This window comes from Paenibacillus contaminans, assembly GCF_003285015.1.
GTDB classification, from domain to species: Bacteria; Bacillota; Bacilli; order Paenibacillales; family NBRC-103111; genus Paenibacillus_V; species Paenibacillus_V contaminans.
In genome coordinates this window covers 1-15096 of sequence record NZ_QMFB01000052.1, presented here as the reverse complement: position 1 = coordinate 15096, position 15096 = coordinate 1, and the positions used below count along the sequence as shown (strand labels likewise).

Genomic DNA, 15096 nt, shown 5'->3' with positions numbered 1-15096 from the left:
TAATACACGAAGCTGTCATACCGTTAGCCCGTTAGCTTATGAACAGCCCCAGCTTAAAAGAACCGGCGAAGGACTGCCGCTTGGCAGCCCTTCCGACCTCCACACTACTCCACAATCGTAATCACATTGCCGTCGGGATCATGAACGTGAAAATATTTGCCGCAAGGCAAGTTGTCATAGCGGTTGGTTACGATTACTCCCTTTTCCAGCAGCTCCATATAAAAAGCTTCCGCATCATCGGTACGCAGCTCAAAGATCGGCGCCGGCTTCCCGTTTCGGGTAAAATGCAGCGGGGTCAGCTCTTTCTCCTCATGCATCAGCACGCTTGGACCGTTTTCCCCCAGTTGAATGATCGCATTTGTCCCCTGTTCAAACCGAGTCGGCTCCGCAGCAAAATGACACCCAGATTTTCGACGTACCATCTCGCGGAAACATCCACGTTTCGGACAGGCAGATTAATACAGGCCAGACCTGTAATCCTTTTCATTACTTTGGTTACAAACGCCGTACCCAATGCTTGATCCGCCATTGTTTGCTCAGCCAATTCAAACAGCTCCTTTTTTAACATGGTTTTGGCCCTGCGAAGACGACTTTCCACCGAGCTGAGACTTATGCCGTGCAGCCTGCCGATTTCCCCCGCGTTATAGCCGCCTATGTAATACAGCGTCATAACCATCCGGTACTTTTCGTCGAGTTCGCCAAGCGCCTTCCAAACCGCCTGATGCCGCTCGCGCCGCAAAATCGTTTCTTCCGTGAAATTCGCGTTTCCGAAGCGTCTCACCTATATAGACGGATCGAAGGAGCGATTACAGTCGTCTCTTAGCAAAATTTCTTTTTAATCATGGCCTACTCGATGATATCCTTCAGCGAAAGTCCCTCTGGCGATGCGTCGCTGTAGCTTTGGCGATAACCATCCTGCTTCCAAGCGTCGAGCACGGCGGTGTCGATTACGGTATGGTCCTTCAAATTTAAAAACTGCGGATTATGCTGCTGGATCCACTGCCTTGCTTCTTTTGTATCTTTTTGTCCGGGAACAACTATCGATTGCGGAATCAGATCAAATAAATTGTTGTAGGCTTCGCGTCTTTCATACAATCGGGTAAAAACAGCGGCTTTTTCATTCAGCACGTCAACGGATTCATCCACCAGTCTGTAATAAAAACTTTGCACTTTCTCATTTTGATCGTCAGGGAACGGTCGTTCGAATCGAAGCAGCTTCATAGTGCGCTGATCGTTCTTGAACCATTTGTTCTGCTCGTAGACGACCGTATACGAAATATTAACTGCGGAATCATCGCTTACCCGATTGTATTGTTCCAGTGTGCTGGGGATCATGTTTTCGCCTGCCGGACTAATAGAAAGGTTGTATGCATTCAAGTTTTTTCCGGATCCGTAGACCCTGTCCGCCTTGATTTCTTTCGGTTGAAACACGCTGATACCGGCGACCGCCGCCAAAACGATTCCGCAGCTCAGTCCGACAGCCAACCATCGTTTTTTCATTTTACCTACCCTTTTTTAAAAATCAATTTTAGCATCGTCGAGCTAGCATCCCTTGTTAAGAGAGTAGCAAATGTTAGAATAACAAGGACTATAAATATTGCACAACTCTTTTCGTCCATTTTCCTTTATCATCTGCAAGTAATCAAAAATTGTCCTTAAACTCCAAAGCCGAATTTTTTAGATACTCCGATTGCATCATTCCATAAAACACCAAATCCTCATATACGCCCCACTTTAAAACATGCTGAGGGAAAGTTCCTTCCTCTTTCATACCGATTTTCGTCATTACCTTATACGAACCCGGATTTTTAGTCATTGCTGCTGCAAAAATACGATTTAGTTCTAAATCCTCAAACCCAAATTGAACAATCCGACGGGCTGCTTCCGTTGCATATCCCTGCCCCCAAAACGGTTTTCCGATCCAATAAGCAAGCTCGGCACGTTTATGTTTGCTGGATACTCCCATACTCATATTGCCGATCAACGCCCCGTCATCCTTTTTTATTATTGCGAATGCGTAACTATCCCCCTTTTCAGAGGATTGCCGAACAGTTTCGATCCATTTTTCAGCTGCCCCGTCTGGATAAGGATAAGGTATGGAAAGGGTTGTGCGTGCAACTTCTTCATTGCCGGCTAGTTCTTGGACCACTTTTGCGTCAGACAACTCGAAGAATCGAAGAAACAATCGTTGTGTTTCAAATTTATGCGTCATGTTTCCTCCTCCACCTTTTTACCAGTTACTAATAACTCAACTAACTGTCTGCATGTAATGCCTTCCACTCATTTAACGTCGGCATAAAGTCTAGCTTCATTGGATTTCCAGAGATTCTCGATGCAAACTCGAGTTCATTTCCATCAGGGTCATTGAAATAGACAGATGCAAGGGGACCTGAAGGATGGACAATTGGTTCGGCATCACTTCGGCCAAAAGCTTCAATGGTTTGGATTCCCTTCTTGTTTAACCATTCTTTAGCCGTTAGTAAATCTTCTAATTCAACTTCAAATGCAAAATGCCGCCTGGAAATTTGTTCACCTTCTTTCATTTGCCATAGACCTAACTCCTGATGTTTACCTTTAGGACCGATCATCATAAAAGCAATACGATTCCCGCTTCTGCTTAATAATGGTAGTCCAAGCATTTCATAAAATTTTATTGCTTCATCAAGATTCGAGACTTGTAAATGTGTTTCATACAATGCTTTAATCATCTTACTCCCCCTATACCGACTAACCGCAAAGTTGCCCATTAGGCTGCCATACTTTGAGCTTATTGCCATCCGGGTCATAGAAATCGAACTCTTTGAACCAGCTATGAATAATCATTTCTCCGACAGGAATATCATTAGAGCGGGCATGCTCATAGAGTCCGTCAATATCGGAAGATCGAAAGCATACAACCGGCATTTCATAGCTTCCCCCCTTATCCAGCCATTGGTTTGTACGAAAAGTTAAAACCCGCTCATCCACCCGCTCACGTATGAAAACTTCTTGCCTGCCTGCAAGTAAGTAATCCCCGCCATTTTCCAAACCAAAGTGTTCTATGTACCACTGTTCTGACTGTTTTCGGTTGGAAACAGGAATGTATACGCCATCTATCCCGGTCAGTGCCGCTCTCTTTTGCTCCACCATCATTCTCCTCTCACACAAAGCGATGCGAATAACTGATTATATTCTAGTTTAGTATATAAAAACCTTTATTGGTTGAAATATCCCTAAATGTTTGGCGCAAAGAAGCCGCCGATTCGTATCGGCAGCCTCGTTCTGGTTGATGATTCAACTTCATATTTTTCTTACAGCAAACCATAATTCTACGTAACTGAGTCCGGCTCTGCCGCCGTAAAATTCAAATTCCATTCCTTCGACCTGCTCATATCCCGCCGTTGGCAGCCATTCTGAGTAAAATCGCCGGTATAACGTCTCGATGGTATCATCGAATTTATCCCAAGTGAATGGTTCTGAGGGGAAAATTGCCCAAGTTTGCGCGGGTATCGTTACGGTACAATATCCGTCTGTTTTACTGGATTCGCTCTTAAGTGCACACAACATATACGGAAATGTATCAACTTCGGTTTTTCTATAACTGCAAATTGCATGAACTTTATAGAAATCCTGGCTTACAAAAGAAGGCAAGTCGCCCGCATGGACAGCTAGCCTCTCAACTTCGCCATTGGCGTGGCTTTGCTGCCAAAATTGCGCCGGTGTTTCACCGTCTCCGTTTGAGTTAAACACTCTTTCGATGCCAAACACCTGGAAATCTCCCTTTATTTCGATGCGGTAATTCATGGCTTCCGCTCCTTTAATCGTAATAAGGAAGGAAAGCCGCGGATAAGCTTTGAGCGGAGTCCCGACTTGACGGGCCATTGCCGGAGTAACGCCGTGAAGCACTTGAAAAGCTCTCGCAAAAGAAACCGGGGATTCGTAGCCGTATTTAAGCGCTATATCAATAACTTTCACATCGCTATTTTGCAATTCAAGCGCGGCAAGGGTTAGTCGTCTTCGTCGGATATATTCGGCAAGGGTCACATTCGTAATGAATGAAAACATTCTCTGGAACTGATGCGATGAACAGCATGCTCTATGAGCCACTTCAGCCAGTTCAATCTCGCCAGTTAAATTCATTTCGATGTAATCCATTGCCCGATTCATCCTCGTAAGCCAATCCATCTGATTCCCTCCTCTCAACCAAAGTATAGAGCACCTGCAGCATCGTATCACAACTTTTCGTGCACAACTAAGTTGCCTGGTGGGACAGACTTAGAATAAGTAAAGGACTGCCGATTATCCCCTTGGCAGCCCCGTCACCCTGGATGTTACGCTCTTGTTCCCGTTCATTGGGAAATTACTTTTTATTTTTCAGCCTATTAAAGTGACTTATTGTATCCGTTAAATCTTGCATATCATTCAAGTCAATTAGTCTACGAAGTTTCATATTCCAACAATTTAAACTCAAGGATCCACAAAGTATCCTGCATAGATGCAAAGCTTTAGTTATGTTACCTTCTTCTTTAAAAATATTGGTTCTGACAGATACCTCTTCAGCCTTATCAGCTTTAGTACCTGAATTTAGTTCAATTTCCACTCTGTATTTCCCGTCATCGTATAGAAAATAACATGTATCACTAAATGGATTCCACGCTTTTAAAGTTGGGGTATTTTTTACATAATCGGAGTTTTCGAGAACTTCCACAGCTTGGTTAAACTCAAAACTATAAGGCCCAACAAATTCCATTCCATCTTCAGTTAATTTCGCAACATTTCCAATAGGAAAGAGAATAAATCGATAATCCCATATAGCCGTAAAAAATCACCTCCATGACTGTCCAATTGTCGAGCTTAGTTCTGCAACGCGACAACCTCTTCGAGCTCACGTTTCTTGATGTACTTATAATCAACAGGACCGTCTAATAATGTAGGTCCAGTTACGTACATCCGTATGCTATCATCTTCAACGAATCTCACTTGAAACGGCAATGACTGAACGTCAAAAACATTTGATGACTTGGGAATAAGCGTTGATTTGGCCCACACTTGCGGAAGTCCATCTGCGATCAGATTACCGGATTCGAATTGAATCATACAGTCCGGACTACCGTCTTTCTCCGCTCGATAGGATCCGATTAAATGCAGAAGATTTTGTTGAACCGTCAGAGCTTCATCGAATCGGTCAATGCCTAAAAACTCCGATATCTTAGCATTATACTGAGGCCAATTTCCTTCGGAGTTATCTATGGCGATTTTAGGAAAAGCCAAGCCCTGAAACGCTCCATCGGTAATATCACGGTAGTCTCTCCAGTATGCTACCATCCCCTCAAAACCGTTCAATCCTCGGGATTTACCGTAGGGAGATTGAGTGGCTGAACGAATAAAATTTTTCTCGGTATCTCCCCCTCTGCGGGTACAGATTTTTTTGAGTGCTGCTCCAATGTCGGTTTGGTAAAAGTAAATGATGTGTGGATTCAATGGCTGAATCATTCGTTCCACATCTTTGACATATTGTTCTATCTCCTGCTTCGGCACTTCGAATGGAAACAGACTCCAGGTCAAATACCCAAAAAGACAACTATCCACAATAACAATATCTGAAGACGACTGTACAAACTCGACAAACTCTTGCCATCTTTTAAGAGCCATATCTATAACTTTTCGGTAATTTCCGCTGGATAATTCATCAACGATTGTCTGCATGGATGTATAGTCATCGTAGATGTACACGGGGTGTCCTTGCTCTTCCTCGTACCACCATTTAAGGTTGCCGCCCTTTCGCTGAAGGATGTGTGATATGCGCTGAGCAGTCGTAGATTTCCCCGAACCCGGAATACCCTCAATCATAATCAATTTGGTATTTTGCACCGGTACACCCTCCTTAATGTGCAACAGTTTCAAGCCGCATGTTAGCTGAACAGGTTGTCTGTTAGCCTATTCTTATACGTTTCCTTTGCCAAAGAACAACTGATCGAATTTCTGATGGACTCCAACAATTCCTCAGTCAAGGTCGTAATTTGATAAAATCACCAATGTATAACCACTTGTCATATACATGTTTAATAGAGCACTAACACCGGGAAACCCTCCGTTATGACCGATAACCCGCTCTCCATGGATGCTCACATCCATAAATCCATAACCGTACTTCATTTGCATCTCCTTATTCCCGTACGAAAGAAACTTGTCTGTTGTAGCAAGGGTAGTCCATTCCGGACTGAGCATTCTGTTTGTTCTAAGAGCGATGTCAAACCGTAACAAGTCTTCCACTGTTGAGTAGCCTCCACCCGCAGGACCGCCCTTTACGACATGGAGAAAAATGTTATTACGCCAAGGTCCTCCTTCCTCGGTACCTAGGCGCGTATAGCCAATTGCCAGATTGGGAACGTCATATTCCAAATCGTAGCAGTCGGTATTATGCATATTCGCCGGCTTGTAGACGGTTTCATTTGCGAATGTAAAGTAGTCCGTACCCGAGACAGCCTCGATGATAGATCCTAGGAGAATATATCCTGAGTTGCTGTATGCCCAATTCGTTCCAGGCTCAAATAACAAGGGATCCTCGACAAAGAGCGGAATATAATCATCAACGGTTTTGAGCTCTGTAAACTTAGCCTTGAATTTATCATTCCAGTAAAGTCCTGTTCCCGATGTGTGGGTTAACAAGTGATGAATCGTAACATTGTTCGCTAATTGTTCCGGTAAGTTAGGCAAGTATTTCCCTATTACATCATGTACATTTAACAACCCATCCTCAGCTAGCTTCATGATGGATACAGCAGTAAACATCTTATTGACGGATCCGAGATTGAACTTGGTTTCGGTTGTATTTGGAATTTCAAATCCCTTATTCGCCATACCGAATGCCTTCTTGTAAAGTACTTCTCCGTGTTGTGCCACTAAAACAGAGCCTGAAAATTTATCCTCGTCTACAAGCTCTTCAATAAAAGAATCAAATTCGGCTAGTTCAGTTTCCGACAGTGTCATATTCATAGTAACCCTCCTCTTTCGTGTACAACTTTGCTTCACTTAGAACTTTCCGGTTGATTATTCAATATCGAGAAGCAGGAACAGTATAATGCAAATCTCCACAACCTAGGTCGAGAGTGCCGTCACCCCAGAGCTCAAACCACATTCCTTAAGTATATTTGTCGCCTCAGTTTTTCCCCACAATTTCACTTCCTCAATTGCGTATTTAGCATCTTAACCGACAATTATCTTACGAATAGGAATATAAATATCAATTTGACTGTCGATATGAGCCTGACAACGTTCATCATAAAGCTCAAACTGAGGACCCTCCGCTATTTCATATCCCGATCTTGGAAACCATTCTTTAAAGATATATTCCCAAGACTTACCGATAGAGGAAACAAAGACGTCTCTAGGAACTATGGGGGTTGTGAAAACGGTATAAATTAATGAGGGAAACTCTCGGCAAACACTATTAGCGGGGGCATTTTCAAAGCTAGTCACTTCCATTCCGAGAAGATATTTAAAGCTACCATCTTCCTTCCAGCTATGACAAATCCCTAAATCAACCCAATCTTTTGATGACCAATTTGGAATGGTACAAGGATAATTATTCTCTAAATACTCATTCCAAAATTGTGGAATCGTTTTTTGGCTTAGAGCCGTGTCAATCTCATACCCAATTACTTTGAATGAGTCTTTCTTGACAATTCGTATCTCCAGATAATCTATTTCTCCTTTAAACTCAAGAGCAGTCAATTCGTGTTCCCCCATTCGTTCGAATTTTTTTATATTGATTCCATTTTTTCTATAATCACCAGGATTCTGCCCAGAGAATTGTTTAAAAGCTCTCGTAAAAGCTTCATGTGACTGATACTGAAACTGAATCGCAAGGTCGGCAATCTTTATGTCCGTTTGCAATAATAAATCCGCAGCCTCGGACAATCTTCTTTTTCGAATGTACTCCATTACGGAAATTCCTGTTAAGTGTAGAAATATTCTATAAAAGTGATATGGAGAGTAAGCGTGATAAGTGGCTAGGTTTTCCAAGGATAGTTTATCGCACAGATTTTGCTCAATATATTCAACACTTTTTCGAATGACTCTATAATATCCCAATTATAAAATCCCCCTTTAACATAAGAGTAATTTAACCAATTGAGTTTGTCTTGATAATAATTGTCACTTTTTCGGGGATATCCCTCGATTAAAAAGACCCCCAAATAATTGGAGGTCTAGATTCCACTTAGCAAGCCCTAGGAAATCCCTTCTATCTTAGTATTAAACTTCCCGTAACTTTAATGAATGAAGAGGAGCTTGCCCCTCAGCAAGCTCCCCACTATCGTACCCGTTAGTTCAAAGAACAGTTCATCAACAAATTATCACTTCACTCTTTCGGAAATATTTTTACTAATTTCTTCAGGATTTTCAACACCAATGATCAACTTTGATATTTTGAACTTACCAACTTGAAAGCTATTCAAATCTAAATGAAGAGTTTTAAGCTCATTTTCAAAAAAGTGCAGTTGATAACCACCATTTGATCTAAATAACCCACTTCTCATTTCTCCTAATAAAGCACCATATAGTTTAAAAGCATTTGGTATCGGTCTACCTGTTGTTATTCCCTTGATTGAAGAGTATGGAATTTGCAACCCTTTATCTAATTTTAAAAAGGGTGAGTTTCCAAGGTCGATATTTACGTAGGTATCCATTAGTTGAATTTTACGTTCCATATTTTGAATCCCCCATTTTCAAATAATCCATTTATTTCACAATCCATAATTACATATAATACTACAATAACCTCTTTTCTTCATAAAAGTCTAAGCTCTGCCCGTGGTAGCGTCAAGAAGTTTGTGTATTTGGTTTTAGGTAGGTTATCCATCGGAACGATGGATGATAAATGGTTCTCAGGGGGGCTACCCCCACCGAAATTTTGGATTACATTTCCATTTCCGTTTCGTTTGGACTGGTGGTTTCATAGCGTTCCCGATACATCTTGTTCAGTTCCTGTTTCGCTTTCTCCATGCCAAATCCGCGGTTGATACGGTTCGCCCAGCGCTCATTGTACTCATGGACGACAAGGTACACGATTTTCTCGGCCGCCTGTACGTTTGGAATACTGTTCATCGGATACAGACGCTTGCGGATTTCCTTGACCGTCCGCTCGATGGCATTGGTCGTATAGATACTCTGACGAATGTCCTCCGGGTATTTGTAAAAGTTCAAGAGCACCGGTAGATCATTTCGCCACGAGGCCACTTCTTTCGGGTATAGCTTCTCCCATTTGGCCGCGAACTGAGCGAACTGTTGATCCGCCTCTTCTCGGCACGAGGCGGAGTAAACCCGCTTGAGGTCACCCAGAAATTCGGTTTTATCCTTGACCCGAATTTTGGAGAAGGTATTGCGGATTTTGTGCACCACGCAGCGCTGAACATCCGCTTGCGGGTACACGCTGTGGAACGCCTCTTCGAGTCCGGTGAGTCCATCGAATACGCCTAGCAGCACTTCGGTCGCCTCGCGGCGGTGCAACCCTTGGAGCAGCTCTTTCCACCCGTGCGCGCTCTCGATACCGCTTGGGTATACTTTTCATGTGGTAGGGTCTATCCTCTCTCATGGAATTGTGGCGATTCCGAGGATACCCTACCTTTCTTATGGAGTGAATACTCCAAATTGTGGTACACAAACTATTTCTCGCACCAGCGCTGTAGAGGCGGGACTTCCACCCGCGAGAAAGCATCCTTCCAGGCTCTCGGTTCGTCTTTACCTCGGTAACGTAGCCGCTGCCTTTCATGGCCTGCTCATAGCGATTAATAGCTATAGTTGCGACTGCCCGTCGCACAATCAAAAACCCGCAAGTTATGCGGGTTTGAATCGGGCTATGTTCTTGTCGTCCGACACCGTTTCCATCGTCCAGATACAATTGGATATTACTAGTATACATCAATTTCCTTCTTTAGTAATAAGTTAGCCGCCCCATTCTTGTCATCCGATATCGCCATAATGTCTCGAGAGTCTCGTAGGCTTCAATTTAATAACGTGTCCCATTCGGGCCGCTTAGAAGCAGCAAAAATCCCTCTCAGATTGCAGAGCCGGGGCTTTTCGTTTAAATTTCGGTCGAAGTCAATTCCCACTTTAATTCCCGATTGAGAGGACGGATCGAGATTACGTTCGCCGGTTCCAGTGAATCGTTAGTTGTCAGTCTTCGGTCAAGCGCTAGCGAATAGGCTCCTTCGATTCGAACGACGTAGAAGTGACCATTATAACGGTAACGGATACTATCCGCCCCAAGCTGCACATCAGGCTGATCATCCATGTCTCCCCAAGTCATACGAAGTCCCCAGTCTTCAAGGGAAGTGCGAACTGAAATCTCTCGTTCAGCGCAGTTGATCGTGATTCTACTGCCCCCTTCGATAAACAACTCTACTGCGAGCTCTCCAGGAACAGCGTCATTTACCTCCAATGAGGTTACTGAAAGCGGACTTGCGATACCAAGGTGATCGTATACTATAGGCTCGATACCCGTAATGTTATGGAAATCGTTCCAACGGGCTCCGTCCATAACCGGCAATGTGTCGTAATGGCAATCCTCCGTGACGCATACATCCCGCAAATACCGCTCTTCGTACGTTTCATCGAATATGTGAATGTCCCTAATGCGAAAATGGTTGTTTTCCCTGAGCAGATTAACCCGATAGTTGCGGTTGTAGTACCAGACCGATTGCCTGCCTTCATCTTTCCAATCCTCGAGCGCATAAATGGCGGAAGCCGGGGTGAGCGAGTACCGGCTTTTGAACCATGCTCCCGAGTCTGCGAGAGTTTCGACAATCAGCGCGCCTTCGGCATGCTTCTTGGCAAGCAGTTCGATTTGATCGGTCAATCCCGCGCCAATCCGCTCCCAGCCGAAAGAATTTTCCTGGCCGATTTGCGCATAACCGAACGACAGTTGGGCGGGACGGAAGCTGACGTCAAAAAACCAACGTACCCACGAGGGAATGCCCCCTCCTCCCTCATTACCGGTATAGACGGGTTCTAACGTAACGACGGTTTGTCCATGTCCGTGATCTGCGGCTTCGTATTGATAAATCGGGTCGCTTCCGAGCATGCGGAATACCGGTACAGGGATTTGGTTGACCGCGGTTTGCGCGGGCATAAAGCCGTTGAACCGGCTAGGGTAATATGCCTGATTATAATATCCGCCCCACAGCGTGTAGCCGTCCGTCCCCCATTGATCCTTGCAATTGCAGGAAGCGGTAATGCCGTAACGCTCTGCTAAATAACCTAGTAAATGCGCATCGATAAACCATGATCCCACTGACTTCGGATAACGGCCGAACCTGGCGTGGAATGCTTCCATGAAGACATCAGCCAGTCTCTCTCTTTCCTCGGGCGTATATCCGATCGAAAACCCGACATGGGCATGCCAGTCCCACGGATATCTTCCTCTCCAGACAATTCCGGCTTTTTCTACTAAAGGTTGGACGACCTCGAACCATACGCCGATCTCCTGCGAGGCATCCGTCTCTCGCTTCAGCATGTCCACGAAAGCATCGTCGATCAAAGCGTCGTACTGAATCAGCCACGTTGCCGGCAGCCCGTGCTTTCGCACGAGCGCCAGTTCTTCGCGTAGCGTCTCCAACAAATCGATATCCAGTCTCGGTTCTACTCCACGAATAAAATTAATAATGTTAACGCGGTTTGGACATTCGTTGGGTATGGTAGTCATTATCAACACTCCAATTATCCTGAGATTCACTCAAGGTTACTATGGTTATTGTGTTATCGTAACCCATTAGCGCAACTATGTAAGAAAAAGTCTCCAGTAATCCCACGCTTTTAAATAATCATGCAAATCATGTAGATGAACTTTTACACAGATACCGATGCGACAATATAGTTGAAACAGCACTTCCTTGATAATCCTGGATCTTTCTAATGTATTATCATTTAATAGGTCGAAGGTGGAAAACAATGTTTCTAGGTTTAAATCATCTGGAGACGAGCAAAATGCGTAAGTAAAATCATAAATAACTGGACCAACCATAGGTGATGGATCATTGACACCAACTAATTCATTATTGCGAAACACAAAATTATGGACACCAGTATCTCCGTGCAGTAGGTATTTTTCTTCAACTTTAGAAATCCCATCGATTAAGGATTTTACTTGGTGATAATCTTCAATTGGCAGTACACTTCCAAGGTTACTCCTTGCGCCTTCCAAGCTTCGCTCGTTAAATTCATGCCAGGAACCACGTAGATGTCCTAATCTTCCCCAGCCTTCTGTTTGGCGGGCGATTTGGTATTGATTTAATAGATCTTTAACTATAAGTGCCATCCAATCCACTTTCGAACCCCGATTATAGTGGGTTGTACCCGATACATACGAATACAACAAGAAAGTGTTTGCAGGGTCAGAATAAATCAACTTGGAAAGTAAAGGGCTCCTAGAATAAGCTTGATATAATTGAGAAACCAAAGAAATACTTAGTTCACCATCAATTTTGAGTACGTATTGCGGTACCTCATTTACAGTAAGAATATGCACCTATCCGTCCGTGGATCCATTCATCTTATTATGAATCTTTGTATTGTAATCAATTATGCCGCTTTCTCGAAGTGAATTTACAATGTCATGAATATCTCTTTCTATTGTCATCACGAATTGCCCCAATTCGATTTTGATGGAATAATTATACATACGAGTAGTCTTAAACACTAGGTAAAATTTGAATAAAACTTAAACTCGCAAACTACCCCCGTCCGACGGCGTCGAAGATCGCTTGTGCCGCCATACAAATTTCCACTTGTCTGACGCCGAATCCCGCAGTATTTTTCAGAGGACCGACCCGCACGGCGCGAATAAAATCGTCGAATGTATACACGGTATACTTGTTCATGCCTTTCGCCTCCGCCAGCGTTTCCGCCAACCGAATCAAAAATGTCTGCATCGAGACTTTGTCCGGAAGCCTCATTCGCTTCGTCAGCTTTTCCACAATTTGCGCGCTCCGCAGCTCCCGCGGCGGCAAACCGCCGATCCCGAGCATGCGTCCCAGCGAATAGATCGTCTTGTCGGGGATGGCGTTTATGAGGTGCAAGCATTTTTGTTCATTCAAACTTTCGCTGTAAAAATAGTATTTTAGCCCCAGCAGCCCGTGAATATGCCTCTGGGCGTCATAGTACCCCATTTGCAAGTTGCGGCGAATGAGCAAACGGTTGAAGTTCATTATTCCTCCCAAATTTTCGGAAGGGACAATTTCCGTCACAGTGACGCCGGAATATTTGATTTGCCGCGTAATGCCCAGTCCCAGCGTCCTGACAGCCACGATGTGCTTGTAGCCTTTGCGCGCCACCATATTGATCGGGCAATTGTCGTACAGGCCGCCATCAATAAAAAGCTTGTCATCGATTTCGGCCGGCTGGAATCCCGGGAATGACGCACTGGCAATTAGGTAGTCGAGCAGTTGGCCTTGAGGAATGTCCTCTTTGAACAATTCAAGAGGCAAGCGGTCCGTGAGCGATACGGTCACAAGGCCGAAATCGGTTGCCGAATCTCGCAAGAGGCGTTCATTGACTACAGTGGCAATTAATTTGCGGATTTTGCTCGTATCCATGCCGCGGTTGACGATGAACTTTTTCGTTTTGGCCGCCATCTTCCACAATGTGCTTTTATCTAGATTCCATTGAAGCAGTTGACGATATTCCGCTTCGTCAATGTCGAAAATAGACAAGGCGTCGATGCTCTCCCACATACGGTACCCGGCTTCAAAATCGCCTTGGGCGATAAATGCTCCGTTCAGTGCGCCGATCGATGTCCCGGCAACGGCGCCGAACGTATGCCCCGATTCCAAGTAAGCCTTTACGACGCCCATATGATACGCGCCTTTGGCGCCGCCGCCTTCCAGCGCCAGCCCTAGCGTAGCCGTATGTATTGCTGTCATTGCTCGCGGCTCCTCTCTTTTCTCAAATAAGCAATGGCTTTTCACCGTTTCGATGGCTTTAGCAGCCTCAATTCCCTCCGCTTGTTGCTGGCGGTGCCAGAAATGAACCGACAAATTCGGTGATCTGCTGTTTACGTCAACAAACCATGAATCGTCCGCCAACTATAGTTCATGGCTTGTAGCTAGCGATCAGACGGACGGCGGTGAGGCTGGCTTGCTTATTTTTGTTCGCGTTAAGCCCGTTATCAGAACAGGCTGCCGATTGTGCCGGCAGCCCATGTCATGGTGCTATCGTGTCCTGTTAGTTGAATAGCTTCCTCTTCAATATAGAAATATACTCTAGTTCTAGCCCTGTAATCTTTATAATTGTATCCTCTTCGATTCCTTCAACTAAAGCCTTTCGAGCAAAACGCAAAGCATGCTTGTCAGCAGCTAATTTTCGGTGAAGGGCATTTTTATCCTCAAATGATAAGTAGTCATCTGCTGCTGTACCATCTAACAAGAATTCCATATCATACGTTCCGATCATCGTATGCAGATAACGTAATCGAAGGGAGCAGAAGACGGCGGCACCTTGACGATCATAATATTGTTTTAAGCTAATTGATAGCACATCAATAATAATAAAGTCCTCATCCAATTTGCCTAGAAACAATTCATGATAGGTATCCTTGTCCTGAACTTTCCAGCTGCGAAAAGCATTCCAGAATCCCTCGATTGTTCTTTTTAAAGCATTATGCTCTTGCTCCCAGCGAGATAAAAGTCCAATATCCACCAGTCAGCCCCCATGATTATTAATCGTATCGCCTCTCAGCTTGCTGACTTAATATTAGCACATATTGGAAGCATCCTGCCCATTAGGTGAACAAAGGCAGCCATTATATTAATGGATATTTGATTTCTAAATCCAGTCCTACTAATCCATCATAATAACAATAATTATGGTCTGCCCCCGCAAAGCATAAAATTCTTTTACCTTTATGTTCTTTAATTGTATTTTTGATTCTTTGAACCATAATTTGATTTCTGCATATCCATCTGAAGATTTGTGATTCTGGATTGATATCGTACAGCCATTTATACTTCTGTCTAGCGATATCGTCATACTCTTTAGAATTAAAAGGTACAGGTGTTACTACACTGGTACCCACAGTCTGGACACTTTGAAAAAGTGTCCAGACTGTGGGTACCTTTTTTT

At 44.1% G+C, this 15096-nt stretch carries 16 protein-coding genes and 2 pseudogenes; all 18 read right to left on the bottom strand.

What is annotated here, in order from left to right; all coding sequences use genetic code 11:
* Positions 1-104: 104 nt before the first annotated feature.
* Positions 105-323: a VOC family protein gene (locus DQG23_RS39865; protein WP_113036631.1), complete on the bottom strand. Its 219-nt coding sequence runs from the start codon at positions 321-323 to the stop codon at positions 105-107.
* Complete coding sequence (locus DQG23_RS39860; RefSeq protein ID WP_113036630.1) at positions 317-781, bottom strand: sigma-70 family RNA polymerase sigma factor; 465 nt, start codon at positions 779-781, stop codon at positions 317-319. The genes DQG23_RS39865 and DQG23_RS39860 overlap by 7 nt, the downstream gene beginning before the upstream one ends.
* Positions 782-846: 65 nt before the next feature.
* Positions 847-1500, bottom strand: a complete 654-nt coding sequence (locus DQG23_RS39855; RefSeq protein ID WP_113036629.1) for a hypothetical protein — start codon at positions 1498-1500, stop codon at positions 847-849.
* A gap of 142 nt (positions 1501-1642) precedes the next feature.
* Positions 1643-2212 (bottom strand): GNAT family N-acetyltransferase, encoded by a 570-nt coding sequence (locus DQG23_RS39850; protein WP_113036628.1) that lies wholly within the window; start codon positions 2210-2212, stop codon positions 1643-1645.
* A 40-nt stretch (positions 2213-2252) separates the two neighbouring features.
* Positions 2253-2708: a VOC family protein gene (locus tag DQG23_RS39845; protein ID WP_158560947.1), complete on the bottom strand. Its 456-nt coding sequence runs from the start codon at positions 2706-2708 to the stop codon at positions 2253-2255.
* A 19-nt stretch (positions 2709-2727) separates the two neighbouring features.
* A complete protein-coding gene (locus tag DQG23_RS39840) occupies positions 2728-3132 on the bottom strand; it encodes a VOC family protein (RefSeq protein ID WP_146762478.1) in 405 nt (134 codons plus the stop codon).
* A gap of 147 nt (positions 3133-3279) precedes the next feature.
* Positions 3280-4164 (bottom strand): AraC family transcriptional regulator, encoded by an 885-nt coding sequence (locus DQG23_RS39835; RefSeq protein WP_113036625.1) that lies wholly within the window; start codon positions 4162-4164, stop codon positions 3280-3282.
* 175 nt (positions 4165-4339) lie between these two features.
* On the bottom strand, positions 4340-4729 hold the full coding sequence (locus DQG23_RS39830; protein ID WP_113036624.1) for a hypothetical protein: 390 nt from the start codon (positions 4727-4729) through the stop codon (positions 4340-4342).
* 104 nt (positions 4730-4833) lie between these two features.
* Positions 4834-5850 (bottom strand): P-loop NTPase family protein, encoded by a 1017-nt coding sequence (locus DQG23_RS39825; protein WP_113036623.1) that lies wholly within the window; start codon positions 5848-5850, stop codon positions 4834-4836.
* Positions 5851-5982: 132 nt separating this feature from the next.
* Positions 5983-6975, bottom strand: coding sequence for a serine hydrolase domain-containing protein (locus tag DQG23_RS39820; RefSeq protein ID WP_113036622.1), 993 nt, complete (start codon positions 6973-6975; stop codon positions 5983-5985).
* A gap of 210 nt (positions 6976-7185) precedes the next feature.
* Positions 7186-8073: an AraC family transcriptional regulator gene (locus DQG23_RS39815; RefSeq protein WP_113036621.1), complete on the bottom strand. Its 888-nt coding sequence runs from the start codon at positions 8071-8073 to the stop codon at positions 7186-7188.
* A gap of 263 nt (positions 8074-8336) precedes the next feature.
* Complete coding sequence (locus DQG23_RS39810) at positions 8337-8690, bottom strand: beta/alpha barrel domain-containing protein (protein ID WP_113036620.1); 354 nt, start codon at positions 8688-8690, stop codon at positions 8337-8339.
* Positions 8691-8898: 208 nt separating this feature from the next.
* Positions 8899-9531 (bottom strand): annotated as a pseudogene (locus DQG23_RS39805) (IS256 family transposase); the annotation flags it as partial.
* Between the two features lie 532 nt (positions 9532-10063).
* Positions 10064-11683 (bottom strand): polysaccharide deacetylase family protein, encoded by a 1620-nt coding sequence (locus tag DQG23_RS39800; RefSeq protein WP_113036618.1) that lies wholly within the window; start codon positions 11681-11683, stop codon positions 10064-10066.
* A gap of 75 nt (positions 11684-11758) precedes the next feature.
* The gene (locus DQG23_RS43325; RefSeq protein WP_238178246.1) at positions 11759-12304 is read right to left on the bottom strand and encodes a hypothetical protein; all 546 of its coding nucleotides are present in this window, start codon (positions 12302-12304) and stop codon (positions 11759-11761) included.
* Positions 12305-12710: 406 nt separating this feature from the next.
* A complete protein-coding gene (locus DQG23_RS39790) occupies positions 12711-13898 on the bottom strand; it encodes a patatin-like phospholipase family protein (protein WP_113036617.1) in 1188 nt (395 codons plus the stop codon).
* Between the two features lie 301 nt (positions 13899-14199).
* The gene (locus DQG23_RS39785; protein WP_113036616.1) at positions 14200-14673 is read right to left on the bottom strand and encodes a hypothetical protein; all 474 of its coding nucleotides are present in this window, start codon (positions 14671-14673) and stop codon (positions 14200-14202) included.
* 103 nt (positions 14674-14776) lie between these two features.
* A pseudogene (locus tag DQG23_RS39780) lies at positions 14777-15096 on the bottom strand (hypothetical protein); the annotation flags it as partial.